This is a genomic window from Chromobacterium sp. Beijing, assembly GCF_021496765.1.
Lineage (GTDB): Bacteria > Pseudomonadota > Gammaproteobacteria > Burkholderiales > Chromobacteriaceae > Chromobacterium.
On sequence record NZ_CP053750.1, the window covers coordinates 958,742 to 982,066 of the forward strand.

A 23,325-nucleotide genomic window follows, 5' to 3' on the forward strand; every position below is an offset into this window, starting at 1 on the left:
GAAAAGCAACTGGCCATGCCCAGATAGTGTTTATCAATCTTCCGAAGGAGCCACTCCATGCGATTCGACAAGCTGACGACCAAGTTCCAGCAGGCGCTGGGGGATGCCCAGAGCCTGGCCCTGTCTCAAGACCATGCTTACATCGAGCCGCAGCATCTGCTGTTGGCCATGCTGGACGACGCCGACGGCGGCATCGCCGGCCTGCTGGCGCGCGCCGGCGTCAACGTGCCCGGCCTGAAAGCCGGCTTGAACCAGGCTTTGCAGCGTCTGCCGCGGGTGCAGGGCAATGGCGGCGAGATCACCGTCTCGCGGGATTTGGCCAATCTGCTGAACCTGAGCGACAAGGCGGCGATGAAGCTGGGCGACGAATTCATCGCCAGCGAGCTGTTCCTGTCCGCGCTGAGCCAGGACAAGGGCGAGGCCGCGCGGTTGCTGAAAGAGCACGGTGGCCAGCCGGCGGCGATCCAGGCCGCGATCGACGCGGTGCGCGGCGGCGCAAGCGTGTCCAGCCAGGACGCGGAGAGCCAGCGCGAAGCCTTGAAGAAGTACACCCAGGACCTGACCGAGCGCGCGCGCCTGGGCAAGCTGGACCCGGTGATAGGCCGCGACGACGAGATCCGCCGCGCCATCCAGGTATTGCAGCGCCGCACCAAGAACAACCCGGTGTTGATCGGTGAGCCCGGCGTCGGCAAGACCGCCATCGTCGAGGGCCTGGCCCAGCGCATCGTCAACGGCGAAGTGCCGGAAAGCCTGAAGAACAAGCGCCTGCTGGTGTTGGATCTGGCGGCGCTGATCGCCGGCGCCAAGTTTCGCGGCGAATTCGAAGAGCGGCTGAAAGCGGTGTTGAACGATCTGGCCAAGGACGACGGCCAGACCCTGATCTTCATCGACGAGATCCACACCCTGGTGGGCGCGGGCAAGGCGGAGGGTGCGATGGACGCCGGCAATATGCTGAAGCCGGCGCTGGCGCGCGGCGAACTGCACTGCATCGGCGCCACCACGCTGGACGAGTACCGCCGTTACATCGAGAAGGACGCGGCGCTGGAGCGCCGCTTCCAGAAAGTGCTGGTCGGCGAGCCCTCGGTGGAGGACACCATCGCCATCCTGCGCGGCTTGCAGGAAAAGTATGAAATCCATCATGGCGTGGACATCACCGACCCGGCCATCGTCGCCGCCGCCGAGCTGTCGCAGCGCTACATCACCGACCGCTTCTTGCCGGACAAGGCCATCGATTTGATCGACGAGGCCGCCAGCCGCATCAAGATGGAGCTGGATTCCAAGCCGGAAGAGATGGACAGGCTGGACCGCCGGCTGATCCAGCTGAAGATCGAGCGCGAGGCGGTGAACAAGGAAAGCGACGAGGCCTCGCAAAAGCGGCTGAAGCTGATCGAGGACGAGATCGCGGAACTGTCGCGCGCCTATGCGGACCTGGACGAGATCTGGAAGGCGGAAAAAGCCGCGCAACAGGGCTCGCAGAGCATCAAGGAGGAAATCGAGCGCCTCAAGGTGGAGATGGAGGACCTGAAGCGCAAGGGCGATTGGCAGAAGCTGGCGGAACTGCAGTACGGCAAGCTGCCGCAGCTGGAGGCGCGGCTGCAGGACGCCGAGGCGGCCGGCGCCGGCGAGCAGGCCAGGCCCAACCGTTTGCTGCGCACCCAGGTGGGGGCGGAGGAGATCGCGGAAGTGGTCAGCCGCGCCACCGGCATTCCGGTGTCCAAGATGCTGGAAGGCGAGCGCGACAAGCTGTTGCGCATGGAGGAGGTGCTGCATCAGCGCGTGGTGGGGCAGGACGAGGCGGTCAGCGCGGTGGCCGACGCCATCCGTCGCTCCCGTTCCGGTCTGGCCGATCCCAACAAGCCTTACGGCTCCTTCCTGTTCCTGGGGCCGACCGGCGTGGGCAAGACCGAGCTGTGCAAGACCTTGGCCGGCTTTATGTTCGACAGCGAAGATCACCTGATCCGCATCGACATGTCCGAGTATATGGAGAAGCATTCGGTGTCCCGCTTGATCGGCGCGCCGCCGGGCTATGTCGGTTACGAGGAGGGCGGCTATCTGACCGAGCAGGTGCGCCGCAAGCCGTATAGCGTGATCTTGCTGGACGAGGTGGAGAAAGCGCATCCGGACGTGTTCAACATCCTGCTGCAAGTGCTGGACGACGGCCGTCTGACCGACGGCCAGGGCCGCACCGTGGATTTCAAGAACACCGTGGTGGTGATGACGTCCAATATCGGCAGCCAGCAGATTCAGGCGATGGACAGCGACGATTACCAGGTGATCAAGCTGGCGGTGATGGCGGAGGTGAAAACCCAGTTCCGGCCGGAGTTCATCAACCGCATCGACGAGGTGGTGGTGTTCCACGGCCTGGGCGAGCAGCACATCAAGTCCATCGCCCGCATCCAGCTCAAGAGCCTGGAGCGCCGGCTGGCCAAGCTGGATCTGGACTTGCAGATCAGCGAGGAGGCGCTGGCCTTGCTGTCCGAAGCCGGCTTCGATCCGGTCTACGGCGCGCGGCCCTTGAAGCGGGCGATCCAGTCCGAACTGGAAAACCCGTTGGCCAAGGCCATCCTGGCCGGCGAATACCCGCCGAAATCCACCATCCTGGTGGAAGCGCGGGACGGCCATCTGAGCTTTGCCTGAACGCAGGCCCGCTCGTAAAAAAAGCCCGGGAATCCGGGCTTTTTCTTTGGGCGGCGCGCTCAGCCGCGATCGGGGTGGCGGAAGCAGGCTGACATGTGGTCGTTGACCACGCCGCAGGCCTGCAGATAGGCGTAAATCACCGTGCTGCCGACGAAGTTCATGCCGGCTTTTTTCAGCGCCTTGCTGATGCGGTCGGACAGCTCGGTGCTGGCGGGCACCCGCTCGTCGTCGCGGCGGCGCAGTATCGGCCGGCCGTCCACATGCGCCCACAGCCAGTCGGCGAAACTGCCGTGTTGCCGCTGCATCTGCAGAAACACCTTGGCGTTGCGGATGGCGCTCCGGATCTTCAGCCGGTTGCGCACGATGCCGGCGTCCTGCATCAGGCGCTCAACGTCGCCGTCGTCCATCGCCGCCACCTTGACCGGGTCGAAGCCGTGAAAAGCGCGGCGGTAGCCGTCGCGCTTGCGCAGGATGGTGATCCAGGACAGGCCGGCCTGCGCGCCTTCCAGAATCAGCATCTCGAACAGCTTGCGGTCGTCGCGCTCGGGACATCCCCATTCCTCGTCGTGATAGGCGACGTAGAGCGGATCGTCGCCGCACCAGGCGCAGCGGGCCGGGGCCGGCATCAGCGGTTATGCAGCAGGATGTCGCACTGCAGCCCCACTTTTTGCAGGCCGGTGCGGCTTTGCAGATTGATCACCAGAGGATTGCGGATGTTCGCCTTCATCGTGGACAGCGCCGGGTGCTGTTCATCGGCCTGATTGCTCAGCATCAGCAGAATGGCCACATCCTGCGGCCGCTGCAATTGCAGCTCGGCCACTTCGGCGTCGTCCAGCTCTATCTCATAGCGGATGTCCAGCGCTTCCGGAGTGGTGATGCTGAAAATGACGCCGGCGTCGTCCAGCGATTGCAGCCAGAACACCTGCGGCTGGGCCTGGGTGGCGTTGTGGAACAGCTTGAAGCGGGTGCAGTTTTCCAGCGCGGGAATGCCGCGCGGGAAGGTGATGACGGTGCTCTCGTCGATATCGACTTGGCCGAGCTGGCTGGACTGGAACCGCATGGCGTGCCTCCTGGCGTGACAATGCTCTCATTATGCATGGCGACGACGGCAATTGCACAAACGGAACGCCGCCGCGCGCGAAGATTGCAAGCCGTGGTTGTGGCCGAGGGCTTATCGGCCTATATCAATATTACTCGAATGTCGTATCTAAATTGGGTTGCGGACAGCCGGCAGGGCGCCCGCGCGCGATGCTAAGGGGAGATCCCATGAGCTTGCCCGCCAAGCGGTTTCTGATTCTTGAAGACCAGCTGGTGCTGCGGAAACTGATTTCCCGCCAGGCCAGTTTCTTTAGTCGCTACGAAGTGGCCATCGACGAGTTCAGCGACCCGGCCGAGGCGCTGCGCAGCATCGGGGAGAACCACTACGACCTGATCGTCACCGATATCGGCATGCCGGGCATGAACGGCATCGACTTCATCAAGCACGTGGCCTTGCTCGGCTACCGGGCGGCCTTGCTGATTATTTCCGGCTATGACGGCAAAACCCTGAACACCATCAGCGAGATGGCTTGCAGCCTGGGCATAGGCAGCACCCGCTTCCTGTCCAAGCCGTACTCGGCGGAGTCCTTTCTCACCGCGCTCAACAGCGTGTTCAACGATCTGGAGCGCGCCTACCAGGTGCAGCAGCTGGACGTGGAGGGCTTTTTCGCCGACGTCTGCTCCGGCGAATTCAAGCTGGAGATCGAACCCATCCTGGGCCTGCCCGGCCATCGGCTCGCCGGCTTCGACGTGACGGCCCTGATTCGGCCGCAAGGGCGGGTGGAGTGGGGCGCCGGTCTTTTCAATGTGCTGGCGCGCCGCAAGGGGGTCTCCGCCCTGGTGCTGGAAGAGCTGGTGGCCCGCATCGCCAGCCTGTTGGCCAGCCTGCGCCAGCAAGGCCTGGGCGAGGAGTGCGGCGTCAACGTGCGCATAGACAAAGCCTGTCTGGAGAGCGAGAACCTGTTCGACCACTGCCATGCCCAGTTGCAGCAGCGCGGCGTGCCGCCGCGCTTGCTGGGTTTCGAGCTGGCCGAGGGGCTGGGGCAGCAATCGCCGGCCCAGGCTTTCGAGAACGTCGCCAAGATCAAGTATCTGGGCTTCCGGCTGATCGCCGATCATTTCGGCAGCGGTTCGCTGACCCAGAGCAATATGCTCAAGCTGCCGTTCGACCATGTGAACATCCCCATCGAATCCCTGCAATGGATACGCGCCATGCTGGGCGCGGACCCGCAGGCGCTGCGTTTCTTGCGCATCTACGGCTTGCCGCCGGGAGCCATCACCGCCAGCGGGGTGGACGAGGAGGAGGATGTGACGCTGGCGCAGGAGATGGGCTGCCCCTGCGTGCAAGGCGCTTATATGGCCTTGCCGGTGCGTGAAAACGAATTGAGCGACTATTTGCGGCGGAGTCAGGAAACCGCGGCGGCGGAAGGGGCGCGGGATGAGTATCGCGGCGGTGGACTTCTCGCGGATGCGGATATTGGTCGTGGACGACCAGACTCTGGTGCGCTCCTTGATCAGTCAGGCTTTGCAGACCATGGGCATGCGCTCGGACGCCATCTTCCAGACCGCGGACGGCACCGCGTCGATGCGCTTGCTGGATATCCGCATGGTGGACCTGGTGCTGTGCGATGTGCAGATGGCGCCGATGAACGGCATGGATCTGCTCAAGGAACTGCGCTGCGGCCACACCATGAATCCTTCCAATCTGCCCTTTGTGTTCCTGTCCGGCCATGCGGACCGCAGCAATGTGGTGCTGGCCAGCCAGTTGCACGCAGACGGCTTCGTGGTCAAGCCGCCGAAGCCGGCCGATGTGGAGAAGGCCATCGTGGCGGCGATGCAGCGCAAGCGGCCGGAGATTGATCCGTTCAGCTACTACGGCGTGTCCACCGGCACCGAATACGACCGCAAGGTTTTCGGCCGGCTGTTCGACGCGCCGGCGCTGCCCGAAGCGCCGCCGGGCATGGCGGTCAGCCTGCTCACGGTGAAGGCGGGCGCGGTGCTGGCTCAGGACCTGCACAGCAAGCACGGCCATTTGCTGCTGCCGCGCGGCGCGGCCATCTCCGCCAACCAGATCACGGTGCTGCGCGATTTCAGCGACCGCTACGGCGTTTTGCGGCTCTTCGTCGAGGAGGTTTCCGAGACGGAGGCCGAGTCGTCACGTGAGCTCTGAGCGGCCGTCGATGAAGTTTTCCAGGCCGCGTCAGGAGCACATCAAATCCATCCGCCGCGCGGTGATCCTGATCGTCTTATTGCTGGGCGTGCTGCAGACCGGGGCCATTTTGCGTCTGTTGGACGAGTCCTGGGACTCCTATCGCAGAGCCCGGCACGTGGCCGAGCTCAATCGAGACATCTCGGCCTTGTATCAGGCGGTCAGCGCGGAAAACCTGGAGAGCAGCAAGCTGCGGCTGCTGCTGACGGCAAAATCGCCGCCTACGCCGCAACAACAGGAAGAACTGAAGCAGCTTGCCCGCGACACCGACGCCAAGTTCGTGGTGGCGCTGGCGTCGGTTCCCGTCATGACCGGGGCGGACGCCTCCAGCCAGGGGCGGCTGCGTAATCTGGCCCACGATTTCAAGGTGCTGCGCGATGAAACCACAAAGATATTGAGCCAGCCGGATTTTCAAAACGAATCGCTGAGCAATCTGCTCTACCTGGCCACTGCGCGGATGCGCAACGAGGCCGGCGGCATCCTGGCCGCGGACATGGCGCAGCTGGCCAGTCAGGGCGACCCCACGCTCAACAGCCTGATGATGATCAAGCAGAGCCTGTGGCAGCTGGGCGGGCAATTGCGCGGCAACGCGGTGGCGCTGATCATGCGCGAGCAGCTGGGGCACCGGATGAACCGCGACATCGAGGACGATCTGGCCTTCCGGCTCAGCTCCGCCATGGTCATGGTGGAGCAGCTGCGCCCGGTGATCCTGGGCGTGCACGACGACGCCTTGAAAGCCGCGTTCACCAATCTGACCACCTTGACGCTGAAGCTGCAACTGGTCGTCAAACTGCAATACGAACAGATAGACGGCGTTCAGTCTTTCCGTCAGGTCACGAATTTCCGCGTCAACTTGCTGGAACTGGATGAGGAACTGCGGCGCACCTTCGGCATGGTGGAGCGGATGACGGCCGAGCGTATTGACGAAAGCCGGCGCACTTATCTGCTGCGCATGGTGCGCGACGGCTTGTTCGGCGTGCTGGCGCTGAGCCTGGTGCTGGTGTTGCTGTACTACATGGTGCGCCGCGTATTGCGGCCGCTGTCCGCGCTGAAGCATATGCTGGACGCCTCCGGCGACGCGGTGTTGATCGTCAATCGCAACGGTCGGATCGAAATCGCCAACGCCGGGGCCGGCAAGATGTTCGGCTATCCGCAAGCGGCCTTGCACGGCATGTCGGCCTATAGCTTGCTGGAGGTGCCGGGCGGCGCCGCGCATCTGACCCAGGCCTTGAACGATCAGGAAACCGTGGCCTTGGCCGGAGAAGGCTTGCCCGCCAACGGCGAACGCTTCTACGTGGCGATCTCGCTCAGTCAGTTCAGCAATAGCCGAGACCACGGCTGGCGCATGCTGACGGTGCGCAACGAGCAACAAAGACGGCAGGCCGAAACCTCGCTGGAGCGCAGCGTGGAACTGTTGTCGGCGATTTCGGTGGTGGAGGGCATGTTGCTGGCGCGGGAGCCGCGCGACAAGGTGTTCGAGGAGCTGCACCGCGTGTTCTGCCACCACACCGGCGCCCGCGAATGCCTGTTGGTGGCCTGGTCGCCGCTGGACGAATGCGGGCAATCCCTGCGTTTGCAGGCCGGCAGCTGGCCGCCGGAATTGCCGTCGCTGCAGGAAGTCACCCACGCGGCGGCTCCGCTCAGCCAATTGTTCCAGCTGCTGAGCGAGCGCTCCACCTGGATTTCCCTGCCGGTGATGCTGGGCGGCGATGTCGCCGCGGCGGTGTGCATGCAGCAGCCGGACGTGTTCCGTCTGGGCGTGGGCATGCAGCCGCTGATCGGCGCCTACGCCAATATCCTGGGCTTTTACGATGAGGAAGCGCGGCGCAAGGTGTCGGAGGCGCAGTTACGCACCGTGTTGCAGGAAGAGGAGGCGGTGTTCGCCTCGTCTCCGGTGGGTTTGCTGAGACTGAACGAGCAATTGCAGATTTCCCGTTCCAACCAGACGGCGGAGATGATTTTCGACGTGGGCGATTACGGCCTGGTGGGCATGCATTTGATGGAGCTGATGGCGTCGGATCAAGGCTGGATAGAGTTGACCGAGCACTTGCAGCAAATGCGTCAGGGCACCCGCATCCACTGCGAACTGGAATGCCTGACCGGCGCGGGCCTCCCGATCTGGGTCTTGTTCGAAGGCCAGATGGTGGCGACGGAAACGGTGGAGGGCGTGATGATCCTGGCTTGCCTGGACATCACGGAACGCAAGATGGCCGAATTCGAACTGCGCATGGCGCGGGACCAGGCCAATGCCGCCAACCGCGCCAAGAGCGCCTTCCTCGCCACCATGAGCCACGAGATCCGCACGCCGATGAACGGGGTGCTGGGCATGTTGGAACTGTTGAACATGACCCGGCTGGACGGCGAGCAGCGGGACGCGGTGGCGACGATACACGATTCCGCGCACACGCTGCTGCGGCTGATCGACGACATCCTGGATTTCTCCAAGATCGAGGCCGACAAGCTGGAGATCGTCACCGCGCCGACGGCGACGCGGCCGTTTCTGGAGAGCATCCGCAGCCTGTATCAGGAAAACGCTTATAAGAAGGGGCTGGACTTCCAGTTGGAAGTGGATGAGCAACTGGCGCCGACGCTGGTGCTGGACCCCTTGCGCGTCCGGCAGATTTTGCAGAACTTCATCAGCAACGCGATCAAGTTCACCGCTCAGGGCGGCGTGACCATACGCGTCAAAGTGCTCAGCACCATGGCCAATTACCAGTCGCTCAGCTTCGAGGTGGAGGACAGCGGCATCGGCATGTCCGAGGATAGCTTGTCCAGGCTGTTCCAGCCCTTCACCCAGGCGGACTCCGACACCACCCGGCGGTTTGGCGGCACCGGCCTGGGCCTGGCCATTTGCCGGCGGCTGGCCGGCTTGATGGGCGGTCATGTGGAACTGGAGAGCGAGCTGGGCCAGGGCAGTTGCGCGCGTTTGCTGCTGGAGGCGGAGTGGTCGGAGCAAGTGGTGGCCCCGGTCAGCCTGCCCCAGGTCCACGTGCCGGCGGAGACGCCGCGCGAAGAGGAGGTCGAAACCGCGGCGCCGTCGCCGGAGCGGAGCGCGCTGCCCATCTTGTTCGCCGAGGACAATCCCACCAACCGCAAGCTCACCCTCAAGCAGCTGGAAAAGCTGGGCTATGCGGCGGAATGGGCGGAGGACGGCGAGCAGGCTTTCGCCAAATGGCAGTCCGGCCGCTACTCGATGATCCTGACCGATTGCCATATGCCGGGCATAGACGGTTATCAGCTGGCGCGGCTGGTGCGCGCGCGCGAACAGGAGGAAGCGGAAGGAAGCCGTATTCCCATCGTCGCCTGCACCGCCAACGCCGCCAAGGAGGAGCTGGACAAGACCCGGGAAGCCGGCATGGACGATTTTCTGACCAAGCCGCTGTCGATTGCGGAGCTGTCCGCCGCGCTGCAAAAGTGGACGACGGCGGAGGCCGGGGCAAAAACGGCGGCGCCGCCCGCCGCGGCCGAACCTGAGGGCGGGCCGGAAGACGGGCCGGTGGACCGCTCCGTGCTGCAGGTGTACAGCAACGGCGAGCTGCAAGTGGAGTTGGAAATCCTGCGCGACTTCCAGCAAGGCAACGCCGAGGACGTGGCCGAACTGCGCAGCGCCATCGAGGAAGGCTCCAGCGACCGCGTCAGCTTCGCCGCCCACCGGGTCAAGGGCGCCAGCCGCATGGTGGGCATCAAGGCCTTGGGCGAGGCGGCCGAAGCGGTGGAAAAGGCCGGCAAGGCCCAGGCGATGGAGCAGGTGGCGGCCTTGATGCCGGCTTTCGACGCCGCGCTGGCCGAGTTCGAGGCCTGGCTGGCCAGGCAGAATGAAACCAATCCGGCCTGAGGTACGGTTCAAAGTCCGCAGCGCGCCGACGACGCGGCGGGGGAGCCGGGCATTGAAATGCCCATGCGCCGCATGAGCGAAACCGCTTGCTTTGTCGCAGGCCGCTAGGCTTTGAACAGGTTCTGAGGCGAGGCGAGATCGGCTAAAATACCCGGCCATGAGCGAGTCGACATCTCTTTACCCGCAGTTGGAAGCGGCGCTGCTGTGCGACGACGTCGAGCGCAAGATGACGCTGGCGACGGCGGTCTTGCACGGCTGGCGTTTAGACGCGTTGCCGCGCCGCGCGGACGCGCCGCCGGCCTATTCTTTGCCGGAGGCCGGACGGCCGCCGCTGCCGGAACTGGTCCATCCGTCCAAGGTGCCCAAGCGCAGCCTGTCCTCCCGGCAGGGGCACGCCGCGCTGCTCCACGCCATCGCCCATATCGAATTCAACGCGGTCAACCTGGCGCTGGACGCCGCTTGGCGCTTCCGCGAGATGCCGGACGCCTTCGTCAGCGACTGGTTGCAAGTCGCCGCGGAAGAAGCGCGCCACTTCTCCCTCCTGCTGCGGCGTCTGCGGGAGCTGGGCCACGACTACGGCGATTTCCCCGCTCACAACGGTTTGTGGGCGATGAGCTGCAAGACCGATTACGATCCGCTGGCGCGGATGGCCCTGGTGCCCAGGGTGTTGGAGGCGCGTGGTCTGGACGTGACGCCGGGCATTCAGCGGCGGCTGGCCGGCATTGGCGATCACGCGAGCGTGGCGGTGCTGGACATCATCCTGCGCGAGGAAGTGGGGCATGTGCGCATCGGCAACGCCTGGTTCGGCCGGCTGTGCCGGCAGCGGGGGCTGGAGCCAGAGGCCTGTTTTCAGGAACTGCTGCGGCGCCACGATGTCCAGCTTTACCGCGGGGCCTATAATCTGGCCGCCCGCGAGCGGGCGGGGTTTTCAGCCAAGGAGCTGGAAGCGCTGCGCGCCTTGTGCGAAGACGACACAGCTCCAGCCGGCTAGAATGCCGGCGGCCTCACCTGGAACGATGAAACATGCTATTGAATTTGTTTAAGAAGATGCAAAGGCAGCGGCGCTTCGCCATGACGGTGCTGCTGCTCAGCACCTTGGTCTTTGCGCTCAGCTCGGCGCTGTGGCGCGGCCTGGACGGCGGCCCCGGCCCCTTGCTGGCCATTCTGTGTCCGCTGGCGATGCTGCTGGCCCTGATCTGCCAGTTCAGCGCTTTGTTGGCATTGGCGAAAAGACCTTAAACCGGAAAAGGATTTTTAAAACAGCGGCTTAAAGTGTTGCTTGCGGACGGCGCGCGGACTTGACTGCCACCGGCAGGCCGCGCATAATCGCCCCCGTATCGATAAGGGTCAGGGCTCCACATTGGGTGGAGCCTTTGCTTTTTGGAATTTTCGGAGAAACCGAGTCATGGACCATCAGGCATTCCTGCGCCAATTGGAAACCAACGCGCTGCCTGCATCCGACTTCAACCACCGCGCGCACCTGTACGCCGCCTGGGCCTACCGCCGCCAATACCCGGCGCCGGAAGCCGCCGCCCGCTGCGCGCGCGCGCTGTCCCGTTTCGCCATGGTGAACGGCGCGGCGATGAAGTACCACCACACCCTGACCATGGCCATCCTGGTGATTTTGTACAGCCGGATGGCCAGCCAGCCGCAGTTGCTGGACGATTGGGAGGCGTTCGCCAGCCACTGCCCGGACATGCTGGCCGACCCCCGCGCCGTGATTCTGCAACACTATTCTTCAGAGCGCCTGGACGACGATTCGGCGCGCAAAGGCTTTGTCGAGCCGGACCGCGAGCCGCTGCCGATGTCCTGTCTGCTGCACTGAGCCCACCGCTCAACGAACCCACAGAATAAACAATGAAAGCACCAGAACTTCTGTTGCCGGCCGGCACGCTGGACAAGATGCGCGCCGCCTACGACTTCGGCGCCGACGCCGTCTACGCCGGCCAGCCGCGCTACAGCCTGCGCGCCCGCAACAACGACTTCAAGCTGGAAGAGCTGAAGCAGGGCATAGACGAAGCCCACGCGCGCGGCAAACTGTTCTTCGTCGCCAGCAACCTCTTGCCGCACAACAGCAAGATCAAGACCTATATGGCCGATATGGAGCCGGTGATCGCGATGAAGCCGGACGCGCTGATCATGGCCGATCCCGGCCTGATCATGATGGTGCGCGAAAAATGGCCGGAAGTGCCCATCCATTTGTCGGTGCAGGCCAATACCGTCAATTACATGGGCGTCAAGTTCTGGCAGAAGCTGGGCGTGTCGCGCATCATTCTGTCGCGCGAACTGAGCCTGGACGAGATCGCCGAAATCCGCCAGCAATGCCCGGACATCGAGCTGGAAGTCTTCGTGCACGGCGCGCTGTGCATCGCTTACTCCGGCCGCTGCCTGCTGTCCGGCTACTTCAATCACCGCGATCCGAACCAGGGCACCTGTACCAACGCCTGCCGCTGGGATTACAAGGTGCACGACACTCAGGGCGACGACGCCGGCGATGTGCAGACCATCCAGTTCGACTTCAACAAGGCGCTGGAAGAGGCCAATCAGAGTTTCGCCTCCTGCGGCGGCGCCGAGCGCCATCCGCTGGCGGACAAGACCTATCTGATCGAAGAAGGCAGCCGTCCCGGCGAACTGATGCCCATCATCGAAGACGAGCACGGCACCTACATCATGAACTCCAAGGACCTGCGCGCGGTGGAGCAGGTGGAGAAGCTGGCCAAAATCGGCGTGGATTCGCTGAAGATCGAGGGCCGCACCAAGAGCTTGTACTACGTGGCGCGCGCGGCCCAGGTCTACCGCAAGGCGATCGACGACGCCGTGGCCGGCCGCCCGTTCGACCTCGGCCTGCTGGCCGAGCTGGACGGCCTCGCCAACCGCGGCTACACCCCGGGCTTCCTGGAGCGTCACCAGACCCAGGAATACCAGAACTACCTCACCGGCCATTCCAAGGCCAAGCAGAGCCAGTACGTCGGCGACGTGCTGTCGGTGGACGCCGACGGCTGGGCGCTGATCGAGGTGAAGAACCGCTTCGCGGTGGGCGATCGCATCGAAGTGATCCACCCCAGCGGCAATCAGATCATCGAGCTGGCGCAGATGACGCGCAAGGACCAGCCGGTGGAAGTGGCGGCCGGCAACGGCATGCAGGTCAAGATCCCCGGCATGCATGGCAAGGAAAAGGCCTTGCTGGCGCGGCTGTTCTGAAGCGCGTCGACGCGGATTTTCGCCTAAGCGGGCGGCCATTGCGGCCGCCCGTTTTTCATGGCCGCCAGCTTGGGAAACGGGCTGTTGAATGTTGAACATAGTTAACGTGACGAGCACAGTCTGTGGTAATCGTGTTTATTTTTTTGCGCGGCAGCATCGATAAAAGTTGCGCAGCTCTAAAAACATGGTTAAAAAGTAATGGCGTTACAGATAGATGTGTGAATTTTATTAAACACACACTGGACGCGGAGAGATGAGAAAGAAGAGGAGACGATGGAGGCCGGCCGCAGCCTGTTGGGGGCGGCGCCAGCCGGTTTTCCGCACAGGTTTCCCTTGTCCGCGCGTCGTCGTTTCGACGGCGCGCGGGCCATAATGACCCTTGGCACCTTGTCGCTTGGAGCAGGCGCGTGGAAGTTGTCCGCGATCTCGGGAGCGCTCGCGAGCCGCGCGCCTCATCCCGATGCGCGGCGGCTTGCGGGCCGGCTCTTACAAATCGTAGCGAACGGACAGCTGGAATCTCGCGCGATGCAGTGTAAGTTGGCAATGCGGCGCGTGTCGTCGGCAGTCGCCGGCAACGGCGTTTCGGCGCGCAGGCATCGCCTTGGGCCTTGGGCGGCTTCCGCCGCCAAGGGAGAGGGAGCGGCGTCATGGCCCGGCAACGGGCGAGGAGGGCGGCGCTGAACTTGTCGTCGGTCAGGCCGCGCCTACGCCGGCTGCGGTCGTTCCATTGAGGAAACCTGTCATGAAGAAGCTGGTTCGCAATCTGTGTTGTTCGCTGCTGCTGCTCCCCGCGATGGGCGCGCAGGCGGAAGACAAGGCGCTGAACGTGTACAACTGGTCGGACTACATCGCCAAGTCCACCATCCCCGGGTTTGAAAAACAGAGCGGCATCAAGGTCAAGTACGACGTTTACGACAGCGACGACACCTTGCAGGCCAAGATGCTGACCGGGCGCGCCGGTTACGACGTCGTGGCGCCCACGTCCAACTTCATGGCCAAGCAGATCGAGGCCGGCATCTATCAGAAGCTGGACAAATCCAAGCTGCCCAATCTGGCCAATCTGGACAAGGCTTTGATGGCCAAGATCGTCGACGCGGACCCGGGCAACGCCCACGGCGTGCCCTGGGCCTACGGCACCGACGGCCTGGGCTATAACCTGAACAAGGTCAAGGCGGCGCTGGGCAAGGATACGCCGCTGGACAGCTGGGACATCCTGTTCGATCCCAAATACGTGTCCAAGCTGAAAGGCTGCGGCGTGTCGGTGCTGGACCAGGCCAACGACGTGTTCGCCGTCGCCTTGCACCATCTGGGCAAGGACCCGAACAGCAAGAACCCCGCCGACTACCAGGCCGCCTTCGCCGCGCTGAGGAAAATCCGGCCCTACATCACTCAGTTCAACTCCTCGGGCTACATCAACGACCTGGCCAACGGCGACATCTGCCTGGCGCTGGGCTTCTCCGGCGACATCAATATCGCCAAGCACCGCGCCCGCGAGGCCAAGCGGCCTTACCAGCTGGCTTATGTGATCCCCAAGAGCGGCGCGCCGCTCTGGTTCGACGTGATGGTGGTGCCCAAGGACGCGCCGCATCCGGAGGCGGCGCACAAATGGATCAATTACATCCAGTCGCCGGAAGTCAACGCCGCGATCACCAATGAAGTGTTCTATCCCACCGCCAACGCCGCCGCGCGCAAATTCGTGAAGCCGGAAATCGCCAACGATCCGGCGGTGTATCCGCCGGAGGCGGTGGTGAAGACGCTGTTCCTGCTCAAGCCCTTGCCGGCGGACATCATGCGCCTGCAAAACCGGCTGTGGACACAGCTTAAGACCGGTCATTGAGCGCAAGACCGGACCTGACGAACCCATGCCGATCCGCCACCCCGGGCCCGCGCCGCGCGGCCCGCGGGCGGCCGCGTCCGGCGCAGCGTGGAGAATAGTCCCGGGCCATCCAGCCGTCGGCTGTGGGTGGTCTGGAGCCGGCTTTCCGGCCTAGCGAGCAGCGGGCCGGACCGGACTCCGAGGAGAGATCAAGAGGAAGCCGCCCAGCCACCGCCCGCGTCAGATGGGAGGGGCCGCCGGCAAGACAAGCAATGCAAGCCAAGCCGGAACGCGCCGGCCACGTGGTGCTGACATGAAAAGTTTAAAATTAAAACAATGGTTGCCCAGCGGACGGACCACCGTCATCGGCATCCCGTTCATCTTCCTGTTCGTGTTTTTCCTGCTGCCCTTCCTGCTGGTGGTGGGCATCAGTTTCTCGCAGCAGCAACTGGGCATCCCGCCTTACACCCCGCTCACCAAGCTGGAAGACGACGTCTTCTCCATCGCGCTGAACATCAGCCACTACAAGTTCATGTTGAGCGACGACTTGTACTTCGCCACCTATATCAGTTCGGTGAAGATGGCCTTCGTCTCCACGCTGCTCTGTCTGTTGATCGGCTATCCGATGGCTTATTACATCGCCCGGGCTTCAGACCGCGCGCGCGACACCCTGATGATGCTGGTGATTCTGCCGTTCTGGACCTCTTACCTGATCCGGGTTTACGCCTGGATTGGCATTTTGAAGAACGACGGCTTTCTTAATCAGTTCCTGTTGTGGCTGGGGGTGATCGACACGCCGCTGAGGCTGTATCACACCAATTGGGCGGTGTATATCGGCATGGTGTTCTCCTACCTGCCGTTCATGATCATGCCCTTGTACGCCCATCTGGTGAAAATGGACCTGCGCTTGCTGGAGGCGGCCTACGATCTGGGCGCCAAGCCGTGGAAGGCCTTTGTCCAGGTGACCTTGCCGCTGTCCAAGAACGGCATCATCGCCGGCAGCCTGCTGGTGTTCATTCCGGCGGTGGGCGAGTACGTGATTCCGGAGCTGCTGGGCGGTTCCGACACGCTGATGATAGGCCGCGTGATGTGGGATGAGTTCTTCAACAATATGGACTGGCCGATGGCGGCGACGGTGACTTGCGCGATGGTGCTGCTGTTGCTGGTGCCGATGGCGCTGTTCCAGCACTACCAGGTCAAGAATATGGAGGCCGCGAAATGATCAAGCCGAACAAGCCGCTGTCCTTCCTGGTGCTGGGCCTGGGCTACGCCTTTCTCTATCTGCCCATCGCGCTGCTGATTCTGTTCTCTTTCAACGAATCCAAGCTGGTGACAGTGTGGTCCGGGTTCTCCACCAAGTGGTACGCCGCGCTGCTGGAGGACGAGGAGTTGATCAACGCGGCCTGGCTCAGCGTCAAGATCGCCCTGATGACCGCCACCGCCTCGGTGGTGATCGGCACCTGGGCCGGTTTCGTGCTGGCGCGTTTTGGCCGCTTCCGCATGTTTCCCTTGTTCGCCGGCATGGTCAACGCGCCGCTGGTGATTCCGGAAGTGATTCAGGGCATCTCGCTGTTGCTGCTCTTCGTCGCCATGGAGCAGGCTTTTGGCTGGCCGGAGGGCCGAGGGGTGTTCACCATCTGGATCGGTCATGTGATGTTGTGCGTGTCCTATGTCGCCATCGTGGTGCAGTCGCGGGTGAGAGAGCTCAATCTGTCGCTGGAAGAGGCGGCGATGGACCTGGGGGCGCGGCCTTTGAAGGTGTTCTTCGTGATCACGCTGCCGCTGATCTCCCAGGCGCTGATTTCCGGCTGGCTGCTGTCGTTCACGCTGTCGCTGGACGATCTGGTGCTGACCGCCTTCCTGTCCGGCCCCGGCTCCACCACCTTGCCCATGGTGATCTTCTCGCGGGTGAGGCTGGGCTTGAACCCGGAAATGAACGCGCTGGCCACCTTGTTCATTCTCTTCGTCTCCGTCGGCGTCATCGCCGCCAACTTCTATATGCGCGCGGCGGAACGCAAGCGCGAGCGCGAAATGAAGCTGGCCTTCGCCCAAGGCTGACCGCGGGGGAGGCGGGCCGGCGCCGTCGGCGAGACGGCGGCGCCGGCCGTCTTTTGTTTTCCTCTTTCATCGGCGACAATGCCGGAATTCTTTCGGTATGGTGACGTCATGTCGCGATTGAAGTCCTGGCTGCAAGACCGCTGGCCGTTGCCCGTCTACCGGCCGGACCCGCGGCAGCCGCATCATCAGGCGGACGGCTACCGCAATCTGTTTCCGTTTCGGCAACCAAGCCTGGCCGACGTGCTGCGCTGGGAGTGGCAGCGCAGCCGCATGCCGGCGGTGAAGCACAGGCTGGAGCGCATCCCGCGCCAGGCGCCGGAGCTGGCCGCGCTGAACGCCAACCGGGACCGGCCGTCGCTGACCTGGGTCGCCCACGCCACCAGCTTCATCCAGCTGTGCGGCAAGAACATTCTGATCGACCCGATCTGGTCGCAACGCGCTTCTCCGTTTCAGTGGGCGGGGCCGGCGCGGCAGTCGCCGCCGCCGATGGCTTTGCGGGAGCTGCCGGCCATCGATCTGGTGCTGATCACCCACAACCATTACGATCATCTCGATTTCAACACCGTGCGCAGTCTGGCGCGCCAGCCGGCCGGCTGCCCGCAGTTCGCCGCGCCGCTGGGCGTGGGCGCGACCCTGCGGCGCGCCGGCGTGCCGGCGTCGCGGATTCAGGAGTTGGACTGGTGGCAGCGTTGCCGTCTGGGCGGCGTGGAGGCGGAACTGACGCCGGCTCATCATTGGAGCAAGCGCTGGATGATGGGCGATGAAAACCGCGCGCTGTGGGGCGGCTTCGCCGTGCGCGGCGACGGGCTTCAGTTCTGGTATCCAGGCGACACTGGTTATCAGGAGTCCTTGTTCCGGCTGATCGGCGAGCGCATCGGCGCCGCGGATCTTGCCTTGCTGCCGATAGGCGCTTACGAGCCGCGCTGGTTTCTTCATCCTCAGCATGTGAATCCGGAAGAGGCGGTGCGCATTCTGCTGGATACCGGCGCGCGCGCCGCCTGGGCGGTGCATTGGGGCAGCTTCATTCTGACCGACGAGCCGCTGGACCAACCACAGGACGATCTCGCCGCCGCGCTAGCGCAATGGAATATCCCCGCATCGAGGTTCCAACTGCCGGCCATGGGCGAAACCCGCTGGTTTTAAGCCCTATCTTGGCAGGAAATCCCAAACGCCGCCGCTTGAGGCTTATTTTACCGACGCGGCTTGGTTGCAAGCATTGCCCCTGATGGCAAGCGGGAATACAATCAACAAGTAGTTTTTTTCAGAAGCGAAGACTAATTTTCGTTTTCGCGGCAATTCTTGGGGCTCTAATGACTATTCTTCAACTCATCAATCAACGGGTGCAGGCCGCTCTGGCGGCAGCCGGCGCGCCGGACGCGCCCGCCGTGGTGCAGCCGGCGTCCAAGCCGGAATTCGGCGACTATCAGGCCAACGGCGTCATGAGCGCCGCCAAACTGCTGAAAACCAACCCGCGCGAACTGGCCCAGAAAGTGGTCGCCGCGCTGGATCTTGCCGGCATCGCCGACAAGGTGGAAATCGCCGGCCCGGGTTTCATCAATATTCATCTAGCCCCTGAATATCTTGCCCGACGAAGCGAAGCCGCCCTGAAAGACGACAAGCTTGGCATCAGCCGCGTTGCGCCGCAGCGCGTGATGGTGGAGTACTCCTCGCCCAACCTGGCCAAGGAAATGCACGTTGGCCATCTGCGTTCCAGCATCATCGGCGACGCGCTGGCCCGAGTGATGGAGTTTGTCGGCCACGACGTGGTGCGCGCCAACCACGTGGGCGACTGGGGCACCCAGTTCGGCATGCTGACCGCCTACCTGGTGGAAACCAGCCACGCCGGCGACGCCGAATTGCAGCTGTCCGACCTGGAAACCTTCTACCGCAACGCTAAAGTGCGTTTCGACGAAAGCGAAGACTTCGCCAACCGCGCCCGCGACTACGTGGTCAAGCTGCAAGGCGGCGACCAGGACGTGCTGAAGCTGTGGGAGCAGTTCGTCGACGTGTCGCTGAAGCATTGCGAGGCGGTGTACCAGAAGCTCAACGTCGGCCTCAAGCGCGAGCACGTGCGCGGCGAGTCCTCGTACAACGACGACCTGCCGGTCATCGTCGACGAGTTGCGCGCGGCCAGCCTGCTGAGCGAGGACGACGGCGCCCAAGTGGTGTTCCTGGAAGAGTTCCGCACCCAGGAAGACAAGCCCATGGGCGTGATCATCCAGAAAAAGGACGGCGGCTATCTGTACACCACCACCGATCTGGGCGCGGTGCGTTATCGCCATAAGACCCTGAACCTGGACCGCGTCATCTACGTGGTGGACGCGCGCCAGAGCCAGCATTTCGCCCAGATGTTCTCCATCTGCCGCAAGGCCGGCTTCGCGCCGGAGAGCATGAAGCTGGAGCATGTCGGCTTCGGCGTGATGATGGGCGACGACGGCAAGCCGTTCAAGACCCGTTCCGGCGGCACCGTCAAGCTGATCGAGCTGTTGCAGGAAGCGGAAGAGCGCGCCTTCGCGCTGGTGACGGAGAAGAACCCGGATCTGTCGGAAGCGGAGCGCCGCGACATCGCCGCCGCCGTGGGCATCGGCGCGGTCAAGTACGCCGATCTGTCCAAGAACCGCATGAGCGACTACATCTTCAACTGGGACACCATGCTGGCCTTCGAGGGCAATACCGCGCCCTATCTGCAATACGCCTACACTCGCGTGCAGAGCGTGTTCCGCAAGGCCGACGGCTACGACGCCAACGCCGCCATCGTCATCACCGAGCCGGCGGAGAAGCATTTGGCCGCCGCGCTGGCTCAGTTCGAAGACACTTTGCAGGCGGTGGTGGACGGTTGCTATCCGCACTACCTGTCCCAGTATCTGTACAACATCGCCACGCTGTTCTCGCGCTTCTACGAGGCTTGCCCCATTCTCAAGAGCGAGGGTGAAGTCCGCGCCAGCCGTCTGCAGCTGGCCGCTTTGACCGGCAAGACGCTGAAAACCGGTCTGGATCTGTTGGGCATCAAGGTGTTGGCCTCGATGTAAACCGGTCTTCCCGCTTCAAGCATGCCGCCCGCGCTTTGCGCCGGCGGCATTTTTCATGCGCGTCGGGCGTTCAGCGCGCCGCGGGCGGTTTGTCGGTGCCGGCTTCCGCGTTTGCGTCCGCCGCCGGCTCAGCCTCTTTGGCGCGCGTCGCGTCGCTGAGCATATCCAGCACCTTGGACAGGCCCGCCGGCAGGGGCGGGGTTGAGGTTTCAGGTTTGATCTGATATTTGGGCGGCGGCATTTGCTCTTTCATCTTCACATCCTTGGCGTTGGGGGTGGCGGGCGCGGTCAGCGCCGGGCGGAATCTCTTTGTCATGATTCGGCCGGGCCGATGGCTCACTTTTAATGCGATCCGTCCGTGGTGTCCAGCGCAACCTGGTTGCGGCCGTTGGCCTTGGCGCGGTACAGGGCCTGATCGGCGCGTTTGACCACCGTTTCAGGCTGGGCGTCGGCGGGCCGGGCCATGGCCAGGCCGATGCTGAGGGTGACCTTGCCGGCGTCCGGCGCCGGCGAGTGTTCGACGGCGGCGCGGATTTTTTCGGCCAGCACCGCGGCGCCTTTGTCGTCGGTGTCGGGCAGCAGCAGCAGGAACTCTTCGCCGCCGTAGCGGGCGGTGAAGTCTGTGAGGCGGGCGGTGGCTTGCAGGAGTCGGGCGATGTGGCATAGCACGCGGTCGCCGGCGTCGTGTCCAAAATGATCGTTGACGCGCTTGAAGTGGTCGACGTCCAGCAACAACACCGAGTAGGGCGCGCCGCTGCGTCCGTAGCGCAGATGCTCTTCCCTGAGCTGTTCGTTGCAGGCCATGCGGTTGTTCAGTCCGGTGAGCGCGTCGCTGCGCGCCTGCTGCGCCAATCGCGTGGCGGTGCGCACCAGCTCGTGGTTGACCTCGCGCAGGGACTCGGTGCGCTCCTCCACGAGCTGCTCCAGCTTGGCGTTGATGTCGGTCAGCTCCTGTTTGCGGGCCAGCAGGGCGGTGGCCATGCTTCGCATCGCCTGCGACAGCTGGCGCAGTTCCTGGGCGCCGCTGGGCAGCGTCCAATCTGCGTGTTCGTCTCCCTGGCCAATGCGCCGGGCGATGCCGGCCAATTGTTCCAGCGGTGTGCTGAACAGGGCGGCCAGCCGATAAACGGCGACCATCAGCAGCAAGGTGGCGACCAGGCCCAGCAGGATCAGGCTGGCGCGCAACTGGTTCAAGGCCGCCAAGGCCTGCCCTTGCGGCTGTCGGACGACCACGCGCCAGTCCAGCCCAGCCTCGCGCACCCAGGCCTCGCTATACAGGTAATTCTTGCCGTCGGGCCAGACGCCGAGCTGAAAATCCCGGCCGGAAGGCAGGGGCGCGGGCGGGCGCTCCTTGCCTATCGCCTCGAAGGGCGACAGCGTATTGTCGCGCTTGTCGATGATGAAGACTTGCTGAGATGTCTTGGCGGGCAGGCGTTCCCGTATCGTTTCCTCCACCCAGGCCCAGAGCGCGTGCGTGGCCAGCACCCCGCGCAATTTGCCGGCGGGGTCGTAAATCGGCGAGGCGAAGTCGACGAAGCGCAGCGGCTCTCCATGGTTCGCGGCGGAGGGCATGAGCTTGGCCAAGAGCACGGCCTGGTGTACGTCGCCGACAAAGGGAGCCTGGCGGCCGTGGATAAACCAGGGGCGCTTGGCCGCGCTTTGGCCCTGCAGCATGCCGCTGGTGGCGGAAACGATGTTGCCGTCCGGGTCGGTGATGCCAATCCAGGCGTAGTAGCGGTAGGCCCGCTTGGTGCGTTCCAGGCTTTGGCGCAGGTCGTCGCCGTCCAGCGGCGCGCGGACGTAGGCGGGCGTCTGCGCCAGCAGCAAGACTTCGCGATGGCGTTCCTGCAGATTGGTGGAGATGGCCTTGGCGATGTTGTCGGCCAGCGCATGCATGGCCACGCCCTGGTTCTGCACGATGCGGCTGCTCAGCACTTGATCCAGGAAGAGCGCGGCCAGCAGCGCCGAGGCGAGAAACAGCCCGCCGAACAGCGCGGTCAGCCGTAGCCGGAAACTGTCCGGCAAATTGGGCAACAGGCGAGGCATGGTCGCTTTGCGGAGATGGGGATGACTGGATTATAGATGGGCGGCGGGGCGGGGGCCGCCTTGCGGAGGCTGAGGCGACAAAAAACCCCGAAAGCCTTGAGCTATCGGGGTTTCTGAGTCTTCATGACGGGTCATGAAGCGGTGTGGTGGTGGAGGCGGCGGGAATCGAACCCGCGTCCGAAAGTCCTCTACAGTGAGTTCTACATACTTAGTCGTGTCATTTGGATTTAACCGCTGCCACGCCGACGGACAGGCTGGACTTTGGCGAGTTACCTATTGTTTCGCACTATGCCAAGTAACCCGACATAGCACTAGCAGATGTAAAGTGACACTACAGGGTTTTGACGCCCCCGGCCCATCTGCGAACCGTTGTAGTGTCTAGCTAGCCCTTAGGCTGCCAGAGCGTAAGTTTCGTCGTTTGCGACTAAATAAACTCAGTGTTTTACGGGGTGACTGAAATCCCGGTATGCCCTCATCTGCTTCGCAACCCTCGTCGAAACCAGGTCGCCCCCAGATAAGAATCCAGATTATATAGACAATGCGCGGCCAAGGCTAGTTCCGCGGCGCTTTTCGTACGAATTCAAGCGCCGTCGGGGGCCGGAGCAGGGTGCGGCGTCGGCGAGAGACGACGATTGTCATAGGGTTCCGCTTGAAACAGATTCAGGATTTCCCTTGCAAGCGTCGCCGCGCGGAAAGGGGGAAATCAGACTTTCGGGAATCAAGACCGTGGTCTAGATTGATAGATTTATCGATGCGCCTTTGAGCGGGGCGTCCCGGATTTTCACTTTCCGCTTTTCTGGGACGCGCCGGGTCTTCCGGGAAATTTCAGTTTTTAAGCGTTGTTCCTTCACGCGTCGAATTCGGCCAGGGCCATTTCAAATTAATGGGCTTTTTACGCGTCAATATTTGCAACTTCAGTTGGATTGACTATGTTGACTTCATGACTGGCCGCAAATGCGTACTTCTCAGCGAGGAGGAAATATGATGGATAAAGAGGCGCTCAGGCAGGAAGCCATGAGATGGCGAAACTGGTTTAGCAAAGGTCAGCGGCTTTGGAGCTTCGCCCATCATACGGCCATTTTCGGATCGATTCTCTGCAGCGTGGTGGTGGGCGGCTTGCTGCAGGTGCAAGGGCATGACCTGAAGGGTTATTCCACGGTGTTGACCTCGATCGCCGCGGCCTTGTCCAGCCTGGCCGCCGCGGGCGGCTTCGAGCGTAAGTGGAAAAGCAACCGCATGAGCCGCAGCCGGGTGGACGGTTTGCTGATCGATATTGAAGCGGGCTCGTACAGCATGTCGGAATTGGCTTGCCAATTGAAGGAAATCATTTCCAAGCATGATCTGGACGTGACTAAAAGAGACAGTATGGAGCCCTTGCTGGTGGAGCATAAAACCAGCAGCACCGTTAAATCTCTGCTTTCCTAAACGGCGTCCCCGCAAATGAAAAAGCGCTGAT

The 23,325-nt window shown here is 63.2% G+C and carries 17 protein-coding genes, 1 other RNA gene and 2 pseudogenes; 15 read left to right on the forward strand and 5 right to left on the reverse strand.

The window, feature by feature from the left end; genetic code table 11:
* Positions 1-57: 57 nt before the first annotated feature.
* Positions 58-2,637: an ATP-dependent chaperone ClpB gene (clpB, locus tag HQN78_RS04780; protein ID WP_107799599.1), complete on the forward strand. Its 2,580-nt coding sequence runs from the start codon at positions 58-60 to the stop codon at positions 2,635-2,637.
* 59 nt (positions 2,638-2,696) lie between these two features.
* On the opposite strand, the gene HQN78_RS04785 is transcribed toward clpB, so the two are convergent.
* Positions 2,697-3,263, reverse strand: coding sequence for a DNA-3-methyladenine glycosylase I (locus HQN78_RS04785; protein WP_107799598.1), 567 nt, complete (start codon positions 3,261-3,263; stop codon positions 2,697-2,699).
* Positions 3,263-3,697, reverse strand: coding sequence for a flagellar assembly protein FliW (fliW, locus tag HQN78_RS04790; protein WP_107799597.1), 435 nt, complete (start codon positions 3,695-3,697; stop codon positions 3,263-3,265). Before fliW ends, HQN78_RS04785 begins: the two co-directional genes overlap by 1 nt.
* Before the next feature lie 206 nt (positions 3,698-3,903).
* Between fliW and HQN78_RS04795 the strand changes: the two are divergent.
* The 13 genes and pseudogenes from HQN78_RS04795 to argS all read left to right on the forward strand — a co-directional run.
* A pseudogene (locus tag HQN78_RS04795) lies at positions 3,904-5,031 on the forward strand (EAL domain-containing protein); the annotation flags it as partial.
* 178 nt (positions 5,032-5,209) lie between these two features.
* Positions 5,210-5,440, forward strand: a pseudogene (locus HQN78_RS04800) (response regulator); the annotation flags it as partial.
* A gap of 45 nt (positions 5,441-5,485) precedes the next feature.
* On the forward strand, positions 5,486-5,845 hold the full coding sequence (locus HQN78_RS04805; protein WP_235089932.1) for a hypothetical protein: 360 nt from the start codon (positions 5,486-5,488) through the stop codon (positions 5,843-5,845).
* Positions 5,846-5,855: 10 nt separating this feature from the next.
* Positions 5,856-9,719, forward strand: coding sequence for a PAS domain-containing hybrid sensor histidine kinase/response regulator (locus HQN78_RS04810; RefSeq protein WP_235088257.1), 3,864 nt, complete (start codon positions 5,856-5,858; stop codon positions 9,717-9,719).
* A gap of 157 nt (positions 9,720-9,876) precedes the next feature.
* Positions 9,877-10,710 (forward strand): ferritin-like domain-containing protein, encoded by an 834-nt coding sequence (locus tag HQN78_RS04815; protein WP_235088260.1) that lies wholly within the window; start codon positions 9,877-9,879, stop codon positions 10,708-10,710.
* Between the two features lie 32 nt (positions 10,711-10,742).
* Positions 10,743-10,958: a hypothetical protein gene (locus HQN78_RS04820; RefSeq protein WP_146176651.1), complete on the forward strand. Its 216-nt coding sequence runs from the start codon at positions 10,743-10,745 to the stop codon at positions 10,956-10,958.
* 166 nt (positions 10,959-11,124) lie between these two features.
* Positions 11,125-11,544: a hypothetical protein gene (locus HQN78_RS04825; RefSeq protein ID WP_107799591.1), complete on the forward strand. Its 420-nt coding sequence runs from the start codon at positions 11,125-11,127 to the stop codon at positions 11,542-11,544.
* Between the two features lie 32 nt (positions 11,545-11,576).
* On the forward strand, positions 11,577-12,920 hold the full coding sequence (yegQ, locus tag HQN78_RS04830) for a tRNA 5-hydroxyuridine modification protein YegQ (RefSeq protein ID WP_107799590.1): 1,344 nt from the start codon (positions 11,577-11,579) through the stop codon (positions 12,918-12,920).
* 742 nt (positions 12,921-13,662) lie between these two features.
* On the forward strand, positions 13,663-14,757 hold the full coding sequence (locus HQN78_RS04835) for a polyamine ABC transporter substrate-binding protein (protein ID WP_235088263.1): 1,095 nt from the start codon (positions 13,663-13,665) through the stop codon (positions 14,755-14,757).
* A gap of 292 nt (positions 14,758-15,049) precedes the next feature.
* Complete coding sequence (locus tag HQN78_RS04840; RefSeq protein ID WP_107799588.1) at positions 15,050-15,958, forward strand: ABC transporter permease subunit; 909 nt, start codon at positions 15,050-15,052, stop codon at positions 15,956-15,958.
* Positions 15,955-16,794 carry an ABC transporter permease subunit gene (locus tag HQN78_RS04845; RefSeq protein ID WP_107799587.1) on the forward strand — a complete coding sequence of 280 codons (840 nt, stop codon included), beginning with the start codon at positions 15,955-15,957 and terminating at the stop codon, positions 16,792-16,794. Before HQN78_RS04840 ends, HQN78_RS04845 begins: the two co-directional genes overlap by 4 nt.
* 108 nt (positions 16,795-16,902) lie before the next feature.
* Positions 16,903-17,937 (forward strand): MBL fold metallo-hydrolase, encoded by a 1,035-nt coding sequence (locus tag HQN78_RS04850; RefSeq protein ID WP_158274293.1) that lies wholly within the window; start codon positions 16,903-16,905, stop codon positions 17,935-17,937.
* Positions 17,938-18,104: 167 nt separating this feature from the next.
* Positions 18,105-19,823, forward strand: coding sequence for an arginine--tRNA ligase (gene argS / locus HQN78_RS04855; RefSeq protein ID WP_235088265.1), 1,719 nt, complete (start codon positions 18,105-18,107; stop codon positions 19,821-19,823).
* 70 nt (positions 19,824-19,893) lie between these two features.
* On the opposite strand, the gene HQN78_RS04860 is transcribed toward argS, so the two are convergent.
* The 3 genes from HQN78_RS04860 to ssrA form a co-directional block, all read right to left on the reverse strand.
* Positions 19,894-20,139, reverse strand: coding sequence for a hypothetical protein (locus HQN78_RS04860; protein ID WP_235088268.1), 246 nt, complete (start codon positions 20,137-20,139; stop codon positions 19,894-19,896).
* A 26-nt stretch (positions 20,140-20,165) separates the two neighbouring features.
* Positions 20,166-21,869 (reverse strand): sensor domain-containing diguanylate cyclase, encoded by a 1,704-nt coding sequence (locus tag HQN78_RS04865; RefSeq protein ID WP_235088271.1) that lies wholly within the window; start codon positions 21,867-21,869, stop codon positions 20,166-20,168.
* Positions 21,870-22,016: 147 nt separating this feature from the next.
* Positions 22,017-22,381, reverse strand: a transfer-messenger RNA (tmRNA) gene (gene ssrA, locus HQN78_RS04870).
* A gap of 469 nt (positions 22,382-22,850) precedes the next feature.
* On the opposite strand from ssrA, the gene HQN78_RS04875 reads away from it, so the two are divergent.
* Positions 22,851-23,294: a hypothetical protein gene (locus tag HQN78_RS04875; RefSeq protein ID WP_146176650.1), complete on the forward strand. Its 444-nt coding sequence runs from the start codon at positions 22,851-22,853 to the stop codon at positions 23,292-23,294.
* The last annotated feature ends 31 nt before the right edge of the window (positions 23,295-23,325 follow it).